Origin of the sequence: Streptococcus handemini (assembly GCF_040984445.1) — a bacterium.
In the GTDB taxonomy this organism is placed as follows: domain Bacteria; phylum Bacillota; class Bacilli; order Lactobacillales; family Streptococcaceae; genus Streptococcus; species Streptococcus handemini.
This window is the reverse complement of the sequence record NZ_JBFRYH010000047.1, coordinates 1-18,530: the sequence shown is the minus strand read 5'-3', so window position 1 is coordinate 18,530 and position 18,530 is coordinate 1. Positions and strand designations below refer to the sequence as shown.

17 protein-coding genes and 2 pseudogenes are annotated in these 18,530 nt (G+C 41.9%); 4 read left to right on the top strand and 15 right to left on the bottom strand.

Annotated elements, in window-relative coordinates:
* Positions 1–238: 238 nt before the first annotated feature.
* Positions 239–1,078 carry an undecaprenyl-diphosphate phosphatase gene (locus ABPH35_RS07825; protein ID WP_349989175.1) on the bottom strand — a complete coding sequence of 280 codons (840 nt, stop codon included), beginning with the start codon at positions 1,076–1,078 and terminating at the stop codon, positions 239–241.
* Positions 1,079–1,205: 127 nt separating this feature from the next.
* On the opposite strand from ABPH35_RS07825, the gene ABPH35_RS07820 reads away from it, so the two are divergent.
* Complete coding sequence (locus tag ABPH35_RS07820; protein ID WP_349989174.1) at positions 1,206–2,771, top strand: ABC transporter substrate-binding protein/permease; 1,566 nt, start codon at positions 1,206–1,208, stop codon at positions 2,769–2,771.
* Positions 2,764–3,513, top strand: coding sequence for an amino acid ABC transporter ATP-binding protein (locus ABPH35_RS07815; protein ID WP_349989173.1), 750 nt, complete (start codon positions 2,764–2,766; stop codon positions 3,511–3,513). Before ABPH35_RS07820 ends, ABPH35_RS07815 begins: the two co-directional genes overlap by 8 nt.
* Before the next feature lie 82 nt (positions 3,514–3,595).
* On the opposite strand, the gene ABPH35_RS07810 is transcribed toward ABPH35_RS07815, so the two are convergent.
* The 6 genes from ABPH35_RS07810 to ABPH35_RS07785 all read right to left on the bottom strand — a co-directional run bounded on the left by ABPH35_RS07810 (position 3,596) and on the right by ABPH35_RS07785 (position 9,500).
* The gene (locus tag ABPH35_RS07810) at positions 3,596–3,805 is read right to left on the bottom strand and encodes a capsule biosynthesis transcriptional regulator (RefSeq protein ID WP_075098784.1); all 210 of its coding nucleotides are present in this window, start codon (positions 3,803–3,805) and stop codon (positions 3,596–3,598) included.
* 85 nt (positions 3,806–3,890) lie between these two features.
* The gene (locus tag ABPH35_RS07805) at positions 3,891–4,784 is read right to left on the bottom strand and encodes an SPFH domain-containing protein (RefSeq protein ID WP_349989171.1); all 894 of its coding nucleotides are present in this window, start codon (positions 4,782–4,784) and stop codon (positions 3,891–3,893) included.
* Positions 4,785–4,877: 93 nt separating this feature from the next.
* Positions 4,878–6,128 carry a threonine ammonia-lyase IlvA gene (gene ilvA, locus ABPH35_RS07800; protein WP_349989170.1) on the bottom strand — a complete coding sequence of 417 codons (1,251 nt, stop codon included), beginning with the start codon at positions 6,126–6,128 and terminating at the stop codon, positions 4,878–4,880.
* A 129-nt stretch (positions 6,129–6,257) separates the two neighbouring features.
* Positions 6,258–7,280: a ketol-acid reductoisomerase gene (gene ilvC / locus ABPH35_RS07795; RefSeq protein ID WP_349989169.1), complete on the bottom strand. Its 1,023-nt coding sequence runs from the start codon at positions 7,278–7,280 to the stop codon at positions 6,258–6,260.
* 29 nt (positions 7,281–7,309) lie between these two features.
* Positions 7,310–7,786 carry an acetolactate synthase small subunit gene (ilvN, locus tag ABPH35_RS07790; protein ID WP_067086499.1) on the bottom strand — a complete coding sequence of 159 codons (477 nt, stop codon included), beginning with the start codon at positions 7,784–7,786 and terminating at the stop codon, positions 7,310–7,312.
* Positions 7,779–9,500, bottom strand: a complete 1,722-nt coding sequence (locus tag ABPH35_RS07785; protein ID WP_405054568.1) for an acetolactate synthase large subunit — start codon at positions 9,498–9,500, stop codon at positions 7,779–7,781. The genes ilvN and ABPH35_RS07785 overlap by 8 nt, the downstream gene beginning before the upstream one ends.
* Positions 9,501–9,824: 324 nt before the next feature.
* On the opposite strand from ABPH35_RS07785, the gene ilvD reads away from it, so the two are divergent.
* Positions 9,825–11,540: a dihydroxy-acid dehydratase gene (gene ilvD, locus ABPH35_RS07780; RefSeq protein WP_349989166.1), complete on the top strand. Its 1,716-nt coding sequence runs from the start codon at positions 9,825–9,827 to the stop codon at positions 11,538–11,540.
* Positions 11,541–11,586: 46 nt separating this feature from the next.
* On the top strand, positions 11,587–11,982 hold the full coding sequence (locus tag ABPH35_RS07775) for a DUF6176 family protein (RefSeq protein WP_349989165.1): 396 nt from the start codon (positions 11,587–11,589) through the stop codon (positions 11,980–11,982).
* Positions 11,983–12,053: 71 nt separating this feature from the next.
* Here ABPH35_RS07775 and ABPH35_RS07770 read toward each other — a convergent pair whose 3' ends face one another.
* The 8 genes and pseudogenes from ABPH35_RS07770 to rimP form a co-directional block, all read right to left on the bottom strand.
* The gene (locus tag ABPH35_RS07770) at positions 12,054–12,395 is read right to left on the bottom strand and encodes a metal-sulfur cluster assembly factor (protein ID WP_349989164.1); all 342 of its coding nucleotides are present in this window, start codon (positions 12,393–12,395) and stop codon (positions 12,054–12,056) included.
* 104 nt (positions 12,396–12,499) lie between these two features.
* Positions 12,500–12,853 (bottom strand): 30S ribosome-binding factor RbfA, encoded by a 354-nt coding sequence (rbfA, locus tag ABPH35_RS07765; RefSeq protein WP_349989162.1) that lies wholly within the window; start codon positions 12,851–12,853, stop codon positions 12,500–12,502.
* Positions 12,854–13,264: 411 nt separating this feature from the next.
* Positions 13,265–15,439: pseudogene (gene infB / locus ABPH35_RS07760) on the bottom strand (translation initiation factor IF-2); the annotation flags it as partial.
* 456 nt (positions 15,440–15,895) lie between these two features.
* A pseudogene (locus ABPH35_RS11005) lies at positions 15,896–15,949 on the bottom strand (hypothetical protein); the annotation flags it as partial.
* 53 nt (positions 15,950–16,002) lie between these two features.
* Positions 16,003–16,341 carry a YlxQ-related RNA-binding protein gene (locus ABPH35_RS07755; protein WP_119876038.1) on the bottom strand — a complete coding sequence of 113 codons (339 nt, stop codon included), beginning with the start codon at positions 16,339–16,341 and terminating at the stop codon, positions 16,003–16,005.
* The gene (gene rnpM / locus ABPH35_RS07750) at positions 16,298–16,594 is read right to left on the bottom strand and encodes an RNase P modulator RnpM (protein WP_119876037.1); all 297 of its coding nucleotides are present in this window, start codon (positions 16,592–16,594) and stop codon (positions 16,298–16,300) included. Before rnpM ends, ABPH35_RS07755 begins: the two co-directional genes overlap by 44 nt.
* An 18-nt stretch (positions 16,595–16,612) precedes the next feature.
* On the bottom strand, positions 16,613–17,761 hold the full coding sequence (gene nusA, locus ABPH35_RS07745) for a transcription termination factor NusA (RefSeq protein ID WP_119876036.1): 1,149 nt from the start codon (positions 17,759–17,761) through the stop codon (positions 16,613–16,615).
* Positions 17,762–17,794: 33 nt separating this feature from the next.
* The gene (gene rimP, locus ABPH35_RS07740; protein WP_349989160.1) at positions 17,795–18,265 is read right to left on the bottom strand and encodes a ribosome maturation factor RimP; all 471 of its coding nucleotides are present in this window, start codon (positions 18,263–18,265) and stop codon (positions 17,795–17,797) included.
* Positions 18,266–18,530 lie beyond the last annotated feature (265 nt).

Here is an 18,530-nt window from a genome sequence, read left to right as displayed (position 1 = left end):
GGGAGTCTATGGAAACGAGAAAATCAATCATTGTAGTCACCTCTATCTCTAGTTTACTACTTTGATTGATTTTGTCACTATGTATGTCGTTTTCTGAAAACTATCTTTTCTTCATGCGTTTGGCGTGGGAGGTATCCCCTCGCCTTTCTCTGACCACTCGAACGAATACCTCTATTGGTTTATAGAACAGTTGGTAAGCTCACATCTCTTAAAGAATAAGCTGATCCCCTATATCTTTCTAAAAAATGAGCGTGATCAGATAGTAAATCACTAAAATTGTCCCTAGAGCGATGCGATACTTTCCAAAAAAAGTGAAGTCATGTTTTTTCACATAATCTGTCAAGAAACGAATCACTACAAGGGAGGTGAGAAAGGCTGTTCCCATCGCTACCAATAACAAAATCCACTGACCAGCGGTCACACTTAAACCTTTCACAAACAGTTTAATAACCTTTAAAAAACTGGCACCAAACATCATCGGAATCCCTAAGAAAAAGGTGAATTCCGTTGCTACCTCCCGACTCGTACCAAGAAGGATACCACCGATGATGGTTGCTCCTGACCGACTGGTCCCTGGAATCAAAGCAAGGATTTGAAATAAACCAATATAAAGAGCTGTTTGGTAAGACATTTTTGCCAAAGATGTCACCTCTAGCCGATACTCTTGCTGTCTTTTTTCGACGTAGATAAAGGCCACACCATATACAATTAACATCACAGCAACGACGATAAAGTTATACAAGTGATCATCCAACCAATCATCAAACAAAAAACCCAAAACTGCAGCCGGCAAAGCTGCAATGACAACTTTCGCCCATAATTGCCACGTCAACTGAATCTGACGGTCAGTCTTCCCAGCTTGAAAAGGATTCAGACGGTCAAAATAAATAACCATAACCGCTAAGATTGCCCCCAACTGAATGACAACATTAAACATCGACGTGAAATCGGCACTGACATTTTTGAAGGAAATAAACTCCTGCATTAAAATCAAGTGTCCCGTACTAGATATCGGCAACCATTCTGTTATACCTTCCACAATTCCAAAGAAAATCGCTTTTATTATCTCAACAAACATGTCTAACTCCTTTACATTTCTTCCTTATTATATCACAAATCTAAATGAAACCACATAAATTTTCAATTAGTTTGCAATTTGTCAGAATTTTTTATACAATATAACTACTTTTGAAAAAGGAGAGATTATGAAAAAACGATTGTTACTTCTGTTTGCCATACTTTTCGGTATTTTCTTTATGGGTACCAATGTAAATGCAGATGAATACTTACGTGTCGGAATGGAAGCGGCCTATGCACCATTCAACTGGACACAAGAAACGGACGAAAATGGAGCTGTTCCCATCGAAGGAACCACCCAATTCGCGAATGGTTATGATGTTCAGGTTGCTAAAAAAATAGCAGACAAAATGGGCAAAAAAGTGCTTGTCGTCAAAACCAAATGGGAAGGACTGGTTCCTGCACTTACTTCTGGAAAAATCGATATGATTATCGCAGGAATGAGTCCAACTGAGGAACGCAAAAAAGAAATCGCCTTTTCTTCCAGCTACTACACCTCTATTCCTACCCTTGTCGTCCGCTCAGATAGTAAGTGGGCAAACGCAACTAATATCACTGAGTTTGCAGGTGCTAAAATCACAGCCCAACAAGGCGTTTATCTCTATAACTTAATTGATCAGATAAACGGTGTAGACAAACAAACTGCTATGGGAGATTTTTCTCAAATTCGTCAAGCTCTCGAAGCTGGAATCATTGACGCATATGTTTCAGAAAGACCAGAAGCTCGTACAGCCCAAGAAGCAAATCCCGCTTTTAAAATGGTTGAATTGACAACAGGTTTTGAGACACAGGCAGAAGATGTGACCATCGCTGTCGGAATGCGAAAAGATGATGCACGTATTGCACAAGTCAGCCAAGTGCTAGATGTCTTTACTGAAAAAGAACAACTCGCACTCATGGATGATATGATTGAAAATCAACCCGTTGAAAAAAGTGAGACAACTGAAAAACCTTCTTTCTTTGCTCAAGTTTGGAATATCATTGTGAACAACTGGCAACAGTTACTTCGCGGCACAGGTATGACCCTGCTCATTTCTATATTGGGAACGATTATTGGTACTGCAATTGGCTTACTCATCGGTGTTTTCCGTACTGCTCCAAAGGCTGACAACAAGGGACTTGCTTTCCTCCAAAAAGCACTTGCCATTCTCATCAACGTCTACATTGAAATCTTCCGTGGTACACCGATGATTGTACAATCCATGGTCATCTACTACGGAACAGCTCAGGCATTTGGCTTGAACCTTGACCGGACGTTGGCTGCGATTTTCATCGTATCCATCAATACTGGTGCCTACATGAGTGAAATCGTCCGCGGAGGGATTTTCGCTGTCGATAAGGGGCAATTTGAAGCAGCAACAGCTCTTGGCTTTACCCATAATCAAACCATGCGTAAAATCGTCCTACCGCAAGTAATTCGCAATATCTTGCCTGCTACCGGTAACGAGTTCGTCATCAACATCAAGGATACCTCTGTCTTAAACGTGATTTCGGTAGTAGAACTTTACTTCTCTGGAAATACGGTCGCAACACAGACCTATCAATACTTCCAGACCTTTACCGTTATCGCTATTATCTACTTTATCCTGACCTTTACGGTTACCCGAATCCTACGCATGATTGAAAAACGCTTTGATACGGATACCTACACAACTGGAGCCAATCAAATGCAAACGGAGGTGCTTCATGACTAATACAATTTTAGAAATTAACCATCTCAAAAAGGCCTTTGGCCAAAATTTGGTTCTAAGAGATATTTCCATGACAGTAAAAAAAGGAGAGGTTATCTCCATTATCGGCTCTTCTGGTTCTGGAAAATCAACCTTTCTGAGGTCAATCAATCTGTTAGAAACACCTAGTGAGGGAGAAATCCTCTACCATGGACAAAATGTTTTGGAAAAAGGTTATGATTTAACAAGCTATCGTGAAAAATTGGGCATGGTCTTTCAATCCTTTAACCTCTTTAACAACTTGAATGTTCTAGAAAATGCCATCGTCGCACAAACGACTGTCCTAAAACGCAGTCGAGCAGAGGCAGCAACCATTGCCAAAGAAAATCTAAATAAGGTCGGAATGACAGAGCAATACTGGACTGCCAAGCCAAGTCAGTTATCCGGTGGTCAAAAACAGCGGGTCGCTATCGCCCGTGCTCTTTCTGTCAATCCAGAAGTCATTCTCTTTGATGAGCCAACTTCTGCCCTTGATCCTGAAATGGTTGGAGAAGTTTTAAAAACTATGAAGGATCTAGCTAAATCAGGACTAACCATGATTATCGTAACCCATGAAATGGAATTTGCTCGCGATGTTTCAGACCGTGTTATCTTTATGGATAAGGGAGTGATTGCTGAAGAAGGTAGTCCTCAACAAATCTTTGAAAATCCTCAGGAGACACGAACAAAAGAATTCTTACAACGCTTCCTCGGACATGTTTTATAAAACAAAAATCAACTAGATTTCCTAGTTGATTTTTATGTGAAGTAAAAGAGGAGACAGAATCTCCTCTTTTTGGTGCCTAAAATTAGTTCTCAAATTTTTTATGATTTTTATCATAAAAATCAATAAGTCCCAAAGCGGTAGCAAATGAAATATTATCAATTTTTGCTCTACCTTGCGCAAGGGCAATAACTGACATCTCACGTGCATTTGTCTCTTTACTAATGCGATACCCAGTAATCTTCTTGTCTCGTACCCAACCGACAACTGCGGCCACTTTTTCATAACTAGTCATGAGAAACCCCTTTCTTTTTAATTCGTTCAATTTAGTCTATTATATCTTTTCTTACTTGTCAAGTAAAAAGCCTAATAAATATCTATTATTTTGCTTTTAATGCTGATAATATCTGGGTTCGGATGTCTTCCATCCCCTCAGGACTGGCTGGCAAGAAGATGGTGCTGTTTCCTGTGTGAGAGAAATTGTTTAGCGTATCCAAGTATTGGTTGGTCAACAGAATCGACATAATCTGTTCTTCTGTCAAGCCAATATCAGATTCTTTTAATTCCTTGATAGAATCTGCTAGACCATCTACAATAGCTTTCCGTTGTTGGGCAATCCCCACACCATGGAGGCGGTCTTTTTCAGCTTCGGCTTCAGCGGCTGTTACTATCTTAATTTTATCCGCTTCTGCCAATTCCTGAGCGGCAGCACGTTTTCGTTGTGCCGCATTGATTTCATTCATGGACTGCTTCACTTCTGCATCAGGCTCTACCTTGGTAATCAAAGTTTTCACGATAATGTAACCGTAGGTAGACATTTCTTCTGCTACTTGTTTTTGTACTTCAAGGGCGATTTCATCTTTTTTCTCAAAAAGCTCGTCCAAGGTTAGCTTAGGAACAGAGGAGCGAAGAGCATCTTCAATATAAGACTTAATTTGCGCTTCTGGTCGGATCAATTTGTAGTAGGCATCGGTCACATTATTTTCATTGACCCGATACTGAGTCGCCACATTCATCGTTACAAAGACATTGTCCTGGGTCTTGGTTTCCACGACAATCTCACTTTGCAATAAGCGCAATTGAATCCGAGCCGCAATATGGTCAATACCAAATGGAAGGCGTAGATGGATCCCACTCGCACTCAGTTTCTGATATTTACCAAAGCGTTCGATAATCACAACCGATTGTTGGCGAACGACATAGAGTGAACTGAGAACAACCGCTCCAACCAGCAAGACAAGTAACACAATTACGATGCTAATAATACTAATCATAGAGCATCCCTCCTTTTCTTTGTATGATATTATACTCCTTTATTTGAGACTTATCAAGTAAAACGAAAGAATTTACTCAAACTATTTTACCGCTTACACAAGGAGATTATACAAGGTTTCATTTCCGCGGAGATTGATAAAGGATGGGTCAAATGTTTCCATGCGCTCAATCAATCCTACATAATCATGCTTATCGCCCAAAGCAATCCCAATCAAGACCGGCCCTGTTCCCTTGCTAGCTCGTTTGATATATTCAAAACGAGTAATGTCATCATTTGGACCCAAGATGTCTGTTACGAATTCCCGTAAGGCTCCAGGACGTTGAGGGAAATTGACAACGAAATAATGTTTAATTCCGTCATAAATCAGCGCCCGCTCTTCCATTTCTGGCATGCGGTTAATATCATTATTTCCCCCTGAGATGATACAGCAGACCGTTTTACCTTTGATGTACTCGCTCAAAATATCTAAGGCTGCAATGCTGGCTGCACCTGCTGGTTCTGCCACAATCCCTTGTTTGGAATAAAGATCAATCAAGGTTTCCGAAATCAAGCCCTCATCCACACCGATGAGGTTTTCCACATACTTGCGTGTCACTTCATAGGTTAATTGTCCTACCTTTTGTACGGCAATACCGTCTGCAAATTTATCAATTTCTTTTAATTTTACAGGTCCTCCTGCTTCAAAGGCAGCTTTCATACTCCGAGCCCCTTCAGCTTCTACCCCGATGACTTCAATGGCTGGATTGGTTTCCTTGATATAGGTAGCAACTCCTGCAATTAGGCCACCCCCACCAACTGGTACTAAAACTGTATCAAAATCAATGGATTCACGCTCTGCTTCCTCCATGATTTCATAGCCTACAGTACCCTGACCTGCCTGCACATGGATGTCATCAAAAGGTGCGATGAAGGTACGATTTTCACGCTCCGTAAAGTCTTGAGCTGCTTTAGCTGAAGCATCAAAAGTATCCCCAACCAACTTGATATCCACCATGTCACCACCAAAGAAGCGAACTTGACCAATTTTCTGCTGTGGAGTGGTAATCGGCATAAAAATCGTTGCAGGAATTCCCAACTCATTACAGGTAAAGGCAACTCCTTGGGCATGATTTCCTGCACTGGCACAGACCACACCACGTTTACGCTCCTCTTCTTTCAATTGAGAAATAGCATAGTAGGCACCACGAATTTTGAAGGAACGAACACGTTGGGCATTCTCTCGTTTGAGATAGATTTTCGCTCCATATTTTTCTGACAAATAACGGTCATAATCCAGCGGGGTATACACCACCACATCCTTTAATACCTTATGAGCACGTACAATGTCCTTAGCTGTTAACATAGTTTCTCCTTATACATTCGTGAAAAAAGTGAGGAGCTGAGCATCTTGCTAGCCCCTTTCCTCACTTATTTTCTATCCTCATCAGATTATTTAGTATCTACATCCTATCTGACTTGATCAAGTTCAATCTTAATTGTAGATTTTGAAGGCATCGTCGTCATTTTTACCAACAAACGGCATTGCTTTACGTAATTCAGCACCTACTTTTTCGATTTCAAGGTCAGCAGCTGCCTTGCGGTATTCTTCCATACGTGGACGACCTGCCTTGTAGTCTTCCACGAAGTCGTTGGCAAATTTTCCAGATTGGATATCAGCAAGAACGGCCTTCATATTTTCTTTCACTTGGTCTGTAATCACACGTGGGCCTGATACGTAGTCCCCAAATTCTGCCGTATTTGAAATAGACTGGCGCATTTTCTTGAAACCACCTTCGTAGATCAAGTCTACGATGAGTTTCATTTCATGAAGCACTTCAAAATAAGCCAATTCTGGTGCATAGCCTGCTTCTGTCAAAACTTCAAAACCTGCTTCCATCAATGCGGTTAGCCCACCACAGAGAACAGCTTGCTCACCAAACAAGTCTTCTTCGGTTTCTTCCTTGAAAGTTGTTTCTAACAGTCCAACACGCGCTGAACCAACACCTTTTGCCCAGTCCATAGCAATATGTTTAGCATTGCCAGTCGCGTCTTGGTAAACTGCATAAAGAGCTGGCACACCAAAGCCTTCTTCAAAGGTACGACGCACCAAGTGACCTGGACCTTTCGGTGCACACATAAAGACATCGACATCGGCAGGGACTTTGATAAAGCCAAAATGAATGTTAAATCCATGAGCAAAACCAAGCGCATTTCCTGCTTCTAAGTTTGGCGCCACTTCTTCTGCATAAAGATCTGCTTGAATTTCGTCTGGAGCAAGAATCATGATGACATCTGCTTGTTTTGCAGCTTCTGCTACTTCAAAGGTTTCAAAACCATCTTCTTTTGCCTTGTCAAATGATTTACCAGCACGAACACCGATGATGACATCGTGCCCTGTATCACGCAAGTTTTGCGCATGGGCATGTCCTTGTGAACCATATCCGATAACGGCAATTTTTTTGCCATTAAGTGCTGCTACTGTTACATCTTTTTCATATTGCATTTCTACTGCCATAATTTTTCTCTTTTCTAATATTCTAATTGTTAGTCTCTACTAAATCCTGTCGCTCCTGTACGAGCGATATTTTTAATTCCGTAAGGCTGAATAACTCTAAGAAGCGCTTCAATCTTATCTCCATCCCCCGTCATCTGAATGGTAATCGAATGAGGGGCTACATCAACGACACTTGCTCGGAAGGGCTGAATAATGGCTAAAATTTCTGCTCTCTTAGCGGGCGGTGCTACTATTTTAACCAGGAGCACTTCGCGTTCCAAGTGGGGAATATCCGTAATATCCCTAACACGCACTACATCAATTAAGCGATTGAGTTGCTTGATGATTTGCTCAACTTCATCCATTGTCTTAACGTCAATAATGACCGTCACTCTGGAAATTTCTGCTACTTCAGTCGGTCCTACCGAGATTGATTCAATGTTAATCTGTCTCCGTGATAAGACGCCTGTAAAGCGATTCAACACCCCTGATGAATTTCTTAATTTTGCTGTTAACATTCTACGCATTGAACTTCACCCCCAACATTTCTGCATTGCTCTTGCCTGCTGGTACCATTGGCTGCACATGTTCTTTGTTGGAAATGTTAACTTCTAGTAAGAGCGGTTTATCATCTTTAAGGACTTGCAGATCTTGGGCCAAAGTCGCTGGATCTATACAACTTTCATAACGAATGCCATAAGCTTCTGCTAATAAGCGGAAATTCGGCTCTGCATCAAAGACGGACTGACTGCGGCGCTCATCATAGAAAGATTCCTGCCACTGACGCACCATTCCAAGCGAATGATTATTGAGCAGCACCACTTTAATAGGAACTCCGTAACCATTCAAAATAGCTAATTCTTGATTGGTCATTTGGAAACCACCATCTCCAACAAAGAGAATGACTTCTCGCTCTGGGTTGGCCAATTTTGCACCAATAGCTGCAGGAATACCAAATCCCATCGTACCCATACCACCAGAAGTAATCAGCTGTCTCGCATGTTTATAAGGATAGAATTGAGCTGCCCACATTTGGTGTTGCCCCACATCCGTTACGATAATCGCATCACCATTCGTCATTTCACCAATGAGTTCGATGACTTTTTGTGGTTTAATATAGTTTGAATCCTCATCATAGCCAAAGGGCGCACGGCGCTTGTTATCAAGTACTTGACTGGTCCACTCAGTAAAATTGGTCTCAACAGTCTCCAAAGCCAGTAAAGCTTCAAGCGTTGCCTTGGCATCCCCTACAACTGGAATATGCGTTTTAACTACTTTTCCAATTTCTGCGGGGTCAATATCAATATGCGCCACTGTCGAATGAACTGCAAAAGTGCTAGGATTACCAGTCAAACGATCATCAAATCGTGCCCCAATATTGATAATGTAATCCGCATCGGTCAAGGCCATATTGGAGGCATAGGAACCGTGCATGCCACCCATTCCTAGTGATAATTCATGCTGAATCGGAATGGTGCCTAAACCAAGAAGGGTCGATACAACTGGAATACGATAGCGCTCTGCAAAAGCCACCAATTCTTTCGTAGCATCGGCATAGTTTATTCCCCCACCAGCAAGAATGATTGGTTTTTTGGAAATGGAGAGTTGCTGCAAAATCTTCTTCACTTGCAAGCCATTTGGTTGAATCGTTGGCTGATAACTTGGTAATTGAACTGTGTCATCATAGTAGTAATCAACCACAGCTTCTTGAATATCTTTTGGAATATCAATGACGACTGGCCCTGGACGACCTGTTGTGGCGATATGAATCGCTTCAGTAATCACACGGGGAATATCTGCTGCATCTCGCACTTGATAATTATATTTGGTAATGGGCATGGTAATCCCAATAATATCTGCCTCCTGAAAGGCATCCTTACCAATTCCTCGAGTAGCGACCTGTCCTGTAAAGACGAGCATAGGCACACTATCTCCCATCGCATCAGCTATTCCAGTAATGGCATTCGTTGCCCCTGGTCCACTTGTCACGAGCGCAACACCAATTTTTCCTGTTGACTTGGCATAGCCCTCTGCTTCATGGGTTGCCCCTTGTTCGTGACGTGCCAATACATGCTGAATGCCGTCAAAGTGATAAATTTCATCATAGAGTGGCAGTACGGCCCCGCCTGGATAACCAAAAATGATGTCAACACCCAATTTTTTTAAGGTATCAAGTATGAGATACGATCCTGATCGCACCTCATCTAATGGAACTCGGTTCAACTCTCCTCCTCCTCTCATATATCATCTTACCTTCATCTTCTATAATATCATGTTCAACTACAAAATACTAGATAAATATTATTTACGTACTATCATATCATAATGAGAAATAAAGTCAATAGAATTTTCTGAAAATTCCCAATTTTGTTCGTTTTTAGAAACCTTTTAATACAATTCTCTCTCCAAACACATTTCTAATTTTCTTTCTAAAGAAGGCAAATATTACATTTTATAAAATAATTGAATTTTCAGAAATTACTAATTTTTTAATCTTGCCATGTAATAAAACACAAATTTGTGCTATAATATAAAGAAACTATAGAGAAAGAAAAGGAAGAGCCAATGACTGATACAGAGAAATTACAAGAGTTGAGACATCGTAGTTCTGTCTACGATTCTATGGTAAAATCGCCAAACCGCGCCATGTTACGCGCTACAGGAATGCAAGACGAAGATTTTGAAAAACCAATCATCGGCGTGATTTCAACTTGGGCAGAAAATACACCCTGTAATATCCATCTGCACGACTTTGGAAAAATTGTCAAAACAGGAATTAAAGATGCCGGCGCTTGGCCAGTCCAATACGGAACTATCACCGTTGCAGACGGGATTGCCATGGGAACCCCTGGAATGCGTTTTTCTCTCCCATCTCGTGATATTATTGCTGACTCTATCGAAGCAGCTATGGGAGGTCACAACGTCGATGCCTTCGTAGCAATTGGGGGCTGTGATAAAAATATGCCGGGCTCCATGATTGCTATTGCAAACATGGATATTCCTGCTATTTTTGCCTATGGCGGAACGATTGCACCAGGAAACTTGGACGGCAAAGACATCGACCTCGTTTCTGTTTTTGAAGGAATTGGGAAATGGAATCACGGTGATATGACTGCTGAAGAAGTGCGCCGTCTTGAATGCAATGCCTGCCCAGGACCTGGTGGATGTGGCGGAATGTATACAGCCAATACCATGGCCTCTGCTATCGAAGTCCTTGGAATGAGCTTGCCAGGTTCCTCATCACACCCAGCTGAATCAAAAGAGAAGAAAGCAGACATTGAAGAAGCAGGTCGCGCAGTTGTCAATATGCTAAAACTGGGATTAAAACCGTCTGACATCTTGACACGAGAAGCCTTTGAAGATGCGATTACCGTCACCATGGCACTCGGTGGCTCAACCAATGCCACTCTTCACCTCCTTGCCATTGCTCATGCAGCCAATGTTGATTTAACCTTAGAAGATTTCAATGATTTCCAGGAAAAAGTACCACACTTAGCTGACCTGAAGCCTTCCGGAAAATATGTTTTCCAAGACCTTTACGAAGTCGGGGGCGTTCCTGCTGTCATGAAATACTTGCTGAAGCATGGCTTCCTACACGGAGATCGCATCACCTGTACCGGTAAAACCGTTGCCGAAAATCTTGAAGCCTTCGACGATTTGACTCCAGGGCAACAAGTCATCATGCCATTAGAAAATCCAAAACGCGCAGACGGTCCTTTGATTATCTTGAAAGGAAACTTGGCGCCTGATGGTGCGGTTGCCAAGGTATCTGGAGTGAAAGTTCGTCGTCATGTTGGACCAGCCAAAGTATTTGACTCTGAGGAAGAAGCGATTGAAGCAGTCTTGTCTGACGAAATTGTAGACGGAGATGTTGTCGTTGTTCGCTTTGTTGGACCAAAGGGTGGTCCCGGCATGCCAGAAATGCTCTCCCTATCTTCTATGATAGTTGGAAAAGGTCAAGGTGATAAGGTTGCCCTCATCACAGATGGCCGCTTCTCAGGTGGTACCTACGGCCTTGTGGTTGGTCACGTTGCACCTGAGGCTCAAGTCGGCGGTCCAATTGCTTACTTGCGCACAGGCGATATGGTAACCGTTGACCAAGATACCAAAGAAATTACAATGGCTGTATCTGAGGAAGAAATCGAACGTCGAAAAGCAGAAACAATACTCCCACCACTCTACTCACGTGGGGTACTTGGAAAATATGCCCACATTGTATCATCTGCTTCTAAAGGAGCCGTTACAGACTTCTGGAAAACCAAAGAAACAGGGCAAAAATAGACAAAAAACCAGTCATGTCACTGACTGGTTTTTGAGAAAGGGTTATATGAACTACAAGGTTGAACTTACTCGCTTTAAAGTTAAGGAAGGAAAGTCTGCGGTTGTTGATGAATGGATGAATTTTCTAAATAATCATATGGAAGAAACCCTATTGACTCTTGAAGATGAGAAAATGTTTGTCGAAACGATTTTTAGAGAAATCCTAGACGGACAAGAATACCTCTACTGGTATGCTGTCCAAGGTCTAGGCGGTATTGATGTCGAAGATTCTAAATCTGAAATTGACAAGAAACATCTGGAATATTGGAAAGAATGTATCGATAGTAGCTTTGGCTTCAAGGATTTAGATACACAGGTCGTCATGATTCAAAAACCAATTATCAAAACCATGGAAAAATTAGATGCTGATGATAAGCGACACGATAAAAAGGGACTGAAATAGCCTAGCCATTTTCAGTCCCTTTTTATTTTGCCTATAAACGCTTAAATGAATAGCCTTGTCATTCTCACCTTTTATTTTGGACTGATTCCTAGCGTAATACGGCCAATTCGACTAATGCGCGTCATTTTCCAAACAGGAGACCAAACAACTTCAATCCCTGCATTTTCAATGCCGTCAATCTTTTTTAGCGCATCAATCAACTCTTCTGGTAAAGTTTCCGAGCAGGTACAACCAGCATCTGTGAAAGTCATGACAACTTTACAAAAACCATTTTCATCTAGATGGATTTCATAAATCAACCCTAGATTATAAATATCCAGTTCAATTTCTGGGTCATAAATGCTTTCTAAGGTTTGAATTAATTGATTTTCCAGAGCCAAGGCCCGATCGTTGATTTTAATATCATCTCTCATCTTTTCACCCCTATACAGTATGATTTTTCCTATTTTCTCATATTTCACAGGGATTTTCAAGAAGAATGGAAATCTTTTCAAAAAAACAGCCAAAAGGCTGTTTTTTAATCTTTATTCTCTAATGCGCGCAACATTTCATCAATCTTGTTCCCATATTCAATCGATTGGTCTTTTTCAAAGACGAGATCTGGGATTTTATACAAGGTGAGCTTGCGGCCAAGTTCCCGTTTAATGGTTCCTTTTGCTTTTTCAAGCCCTATCTGCGCTTTTTGATTTTCCGAGGCCAAATCACTCATGATAGAGTAATAAACTTTAGCCACAGATAAATCACCAAGCATCTGAACATCTGTGATTGTTACACCTTGAACACGTGGATCACGGACTTTCTTTTGTAAAATCTCATTGACTTCACGTTTGATTTCCATGCCGACACGGTCCGTACGAAAATGATTTGCCATATTCGTTCCTCCTTTTTAAAGGATTTTCTGATTGAAAATCAATCTATCACTCTGCAAATGAGTCATCTAATACATTTATTTTAGGATATGCTAATTCATACAATACTACTGAGCATGTCCTAAGTGCTGAGCAAAGCGAAATTGTGTTCGAGCTAAAAGTCGCTATGAAAAAGATAGATTCATTCGCGTTCATCGAACGCTTCACAAATCTCCTATTTTCATTAGGACTTTTTTAACACTCTCACTACTTAACTAACTGAACACGCCCTAAACACTGTGTGAAAAAGAGACGCTGGTGTCCAGCTTTAGCTGGTTACAACAGTGGCTCACTTTAGGGGCAAATCTTCCTAGAGCCTACAGGCTCTACGTCAGATTTGCTATTTTCACTTGGTGTTTTACGGGCTTTGTATCTTATTTTTTAATCTCTTCCATGATGTAGGCTTCGATGACATCATCAACTTTGAGGTCGTTGTAGTTGTCAATCATGAGTCCGCCTTCACGGCCATTGGTGATTTCTTTGACATCATCTTTGAAATGTTTCAAGCTAGCGAGTTTTCCATCAAAGACAACAACGCCATCTCGGATAACACGAACACTTGAGTCACGAGTAACTTTCCCGTTAATAACCATAAATCCACCGATTGTTCCCACTTTCGAAACTTTAAAGGTTTCACGAACGAGTGCTTCACCGATAATTTTTTCTTGGTACTCAGGATCCAGCATCCCTTTCATCGCATCTTCCATCTCTTCAATAACCTTGTAGATAATACTGTGGAGACGGATTTCGACATCGTCAGTTTCTGCTTGTTGGCGCGCCTGTGGAGTAGGGCGAACACTAAACCCAATGATAAAGGCATTGGATGCTTCTGCCAAGGTTACATCAGACTCATTAATCGCGCCAACTGCCGAATGGACGATATTAACACGAACACCTTCTACTTCAATCTTCTGTAAAGAAGAAGCAAGTGCTTCAACTGAACCTTGTACGTCAGCTTTAATGATAACATTAACAGATTTGACTTCTCCAGCTTTAAGGGTGTCAAAGAGATTCTCAAGACTCACACGCTGAGTAGCTTGACGTTGTTTCAAGAGGGCACGTTTTGCACGTTCTTCCCCCGCTGCACGCGCTGATTTTTCATCTTCATAGACTGCAAAATGATCACCTGCCATCGGCGCTTCATTTAGACCTGTAATTGAAACTGGGGTAGATGGTCCAGCTACTTTCACACGACGACCAAGATCATTGGTCATGGCACGAACCCGTCCAAAGGTATTTCCGACAACGATTGGATCTTGTACATTCAAGGTACCTTGCTGAACAAGAAGAGTTGCTACTGCACCTTTTCCTTTATCTAAATGCGCTTCGATAACGGTACCAATCGCACGAACAGTTGGATCAGCTTTCAATTCTTGAATTTCCGCAACAAGGAGAACGGTTTCTAACAATTCATCAATATTTTGGTTGAATTTCGCTGAAATTTCGACAAATTCACAGTCGCCACCCCAAGCTGTTGAGATAACACCCTGCTCTGCTAATTCACCAATCACACGCTCAGGGTTTGCACCTGGTTTATCAATCTTGTTAATGGCTACGATGATTGGTACATTAGCTGCTTTTGAGTGGTTAATCGCTTCAATGGTCTGTGGCATCACGCCATCATCTGCGGCAACGACCAAAATTGTTAAGTCCGTAACCGATGCTCCACGCGCACGCATACTTGTAAAGGCTGCGTGTCCTGGTGTATCAAGAAAGGTGATTTTTCTGCCACCCTCTTCAATTTGATAAGCACCGATATGCTGCGTAATGCCCCCAGCTTCACCAGTTGCGACACGCGAATTACGAAGGGTGTCCAAAAGAGTGGTTTTCCCGTGGTCAACGTGTCCCATAATCGTTACCACAGGTGGGCGTTCTACCATTTTTTCTTCATTAAGATAGCCATCTTCCACAAAGAAGCGCTCAATATCCGCATTGTCGACTTCAATCTTTTCTTTGGCTTCGATTCCGTAGTCCACCATCAATAATTCAATGGTATCTCCGTCCAGGGATTGGTTTTGCGTCGCCATCACACCCATCATAAAGAGTTTTTTCACAATTTCAGCTGGCTCACGCTTGATGCGTTTTGCGATTTCAGCAACGGTCATACCTGATGTGTATTCAAACTCAGTCGGCAATTCGTGGAACTTACGTTCAGTGACAGGTTTCACAACAGATGGTTGTTTCCCTTTTTTATTTTTCTTGTTTGGATTCCAGTTACTATTTCTTTGATTTCTCACTTGATTTTGACTATTTCGATTCTTTTGTTGTTTCCGTGGACCGTCTTCTTCGTGATCAAAATCGTCACGACGTTTTTCTGGTCGAGTTTGTTTTTTCCGGCGTTTGTCTGCAGCAGGTAGTTCTTCAATAGCTACTGGCACGACTTTCTTAGGTTTTGGTTCCATCACAGGCTCTTCAAACTTAATTTCTTTTGGTTTTTGTGGCTGTTTTTTCGCCTCTTGCGCCTGGCGGAAGCGCTCTTCACTTGTACGGGCATATTCTTGCAATTGTTCTGCTTTTAAAGCGGCTGCCCGTGCTTTGAAATCAATTTTAGCTCTCATTTCTTCTACTTTTGGAGCTTGCTCTGAACGGCTTGGGCCTCTGCTCGCTTGAACTGAACGTTTATCAAAACTTTGTCCCTTATTTCTACGATCCTGCTCTTTGCGGTCACGATGTGGTTTTTGCTGGCCATTTGAACGGTTGTCCTGCGGACGTCCTTGAACTTTTCCTTGATTACGCTTCGATGCTTGCTCCTTGGCACGTGCTTCACGCTCCGCCTTAAAGTTTCTACTTTTTGGTCGATTAGGAGCTGCTTGAAGAACTGCCGGTTTTGTCTCTTGGCTCACCTGTTCAACCGCTTGTTCAGACTTTTTCGGAACAGTTTCGATTTTTACTGCTGGAGAAGGAGCTTTTTCAACCGCCTTATCAGCTGCCTTTTTCACTGCAGAAAATCCCTCAACAATCCGTTGTGCAATCGCCGCTTCCACACTGGACGAGTGACTTTTGACCTCAATTCCTAACTCTTTTGCCTTAGCGACAACTTCCTTGCTTTCTTTGCCCAATTCTTTGGCAATCTCATACAATCTTTTCTTAGACAATATTTTGTCCTCCTGTTCTATTCCATAATAGACCTCATTTTCTTAGTAAATCCAGCATCTGTCACAGCCAGTACCTTACGTGGCTTACCGACTGCTGAGCTTAATTCCAGCGTTGAAAACGCGGTAACAACTTCTACCTGATAGGTATGACTCTTATCTGTGATTTTCTTACTTAGGTTGGGACCTGCATCCTGTGCTAGAAAGACTAGCTTTGCCTTTTGCTTTTGAATGCTTTCAACAACCAACTCTTCACCTGAAATCAGGCGACCAGCCCGTTGCGCCAATCCGAGTAAATTTAATATTCTTTGCTGGTTATTCAAGACCCAGTTCTCTCCTTTTGACCTTGTGATCAACATAGGCAATCAATTCGTCATAAAATGCTGCGGCTACTTCCATGCTAAAGGCACGGTCAAATACGCGTTTTTTCTTGGCCTGAGCTGCTTCATCATTGTCCAGCTTGATATAGGCCCCACGACCATTTGCTTTCCCTGTTGGGTCAATAAAGACTTGACCTTCCTTATTTTTCACAATACGTAATAAATCACGCTTGTCAATAATCTCTCCAGAAACAACTGATTTTCGTAAGGGGATTTTTCTAGCTTTTGCCATCAGTACCTCCAGACGAACTTATTCGCCTACTTCTTCTGTTTCGACAGTTTCTGCAACCTCTGCTTCACCATAAAGTGCAGCTTCCATGGCTTCATATTCTGAAGCAGATTTGATATCGATGCGGAAGCCTGTCAAATGCGCTGCCAAGCGCACATTTTGCCCGCGACGACCAATGGCAAGAGAGAGCTTATCATCTGGTACGACAACTGTCGCATGCTTACCATCTTCTGTATCAAAGATAACTTGGTCAACTTCTGCTGGGGCGATGGCATTGTAGATGAACTCTGCTTCATCTGGAACCCACTCGATGACATCGATATTTTCTTCGATTGGAATCATACGGTCCAATTTAGCATCATAGCGTGCTGGGTGGAATTTGCCTGTAATCTTCTTGATGTTTGAACCACCACGACCAACGATTGTTCCGATAGCGTCCACGTTTGGATTGTGGCTGCGAACAGCAACCTTGGTACGGTCACCTGCTTCACGAGCCACACTCATGATTTCTACTGTCCCGTCATAGACTTCTGGGATTTCTTGCTCCATTAAACGCTTGATCATTTCTGGATGACTACGACTAACAAATACATTGACACCGCGTGCGTTATCTTCTACTTTATAAACATACACCTCGATACGGTCATGCGATTGGAAAACCTCACCAGGAATCTGATCTTGCTTGGACAATTGTGCTTCGATATTTCCCAAATTGACATAGATAAAACGATTATCAAAGCGTTCAACAGTTCCAGACATGATTTCTTTTTCATGAGCCTTATAGGTGTTATAGGTAATGGCACGCGTTTGCTTGCGCATTTTTTCCATAATGGTTTGCTTGGCAGACTGAGCTGCTACCCGACCAAATTCTGCGGGTGATTCTTCAAACTTAATCTTATCTCCTAGTTCGTAGGCTGAAGAAATAGCCAAGGCATCTTTTAAACTAATTTCCAGACGACTATCAAAGACTTCATCTACGACCTCACGGACAGTGTAGACACGAAAGTCTCCTTTTTTCTCATCAAACTCAATAGCAGCCGATTCTGATTGACCATAACGGCGCTTATAAGCTGAACGAAGCGACTCCATAACCGCCTCGATGATGTCTTCCTTTTTGATCCCCTTGTCTTCCTCTAAAATACGGAAGGCTTCTAGCATTTCTTTACTCATCTTTTTTTCCTTTTTCTCAAAAGGTCCTTTCTGTTAAATTTTTACAGCCAGACGTGCTTTCGCTACTGTCTGATAGGGAATGGTTACTTGTTTCTTTCTTGTTTTATCCATGTATTCTATCTGTAATTCCTGGTTCTCAAAGGAAAGGAGCGTTCCTTCAAACACCTTGTTTTTCTCAATTGCTTGATAGAGCTTTACATGAATGTATTGACCAACAGCCTTTTCAACCGCTTCAGCATTTTTCAAGGGTCTTTCAAGACCAGGGCTAGTGACTTCCAGCATATACTGTTCTGGAAAGGGATCCGGTTGAATCTGATCCAACAGCGGGCTAATCACTTCAGATAGCTCAGCTGTATCATTAAGAGAAATGCCTCCCTCTTTATCTACAAAGATAGATAGAACGTAATCGCCACCCATCTTACCATACTCCACATCAACGAGCTCATAAGGAGCCGCAATGTGAGGAGCAATCGCCTGCGTGACAATGTCCACAATCGTTGCCATGGGAATACCTCCTTCTAGATACATATCGAAAGGGCTGGTACAAGACCAACCCTCCTTTTCTCTATTTTCACCATTGTAGCACAAATTCAAAGCTTTGTAAAGAAATATGCTGCCTTAGCACGACAAACGCATGAAACGGTCTTCGGCTTTTTTCTACCTCAAACACTTTTTTGATTTAAAGTAATCGTTTTAAATACTGGTCAAAGGATAGACTAAGGACATATTTCTTACGACGCATGCTCATTTTCTTTCCAAAATCCAACCG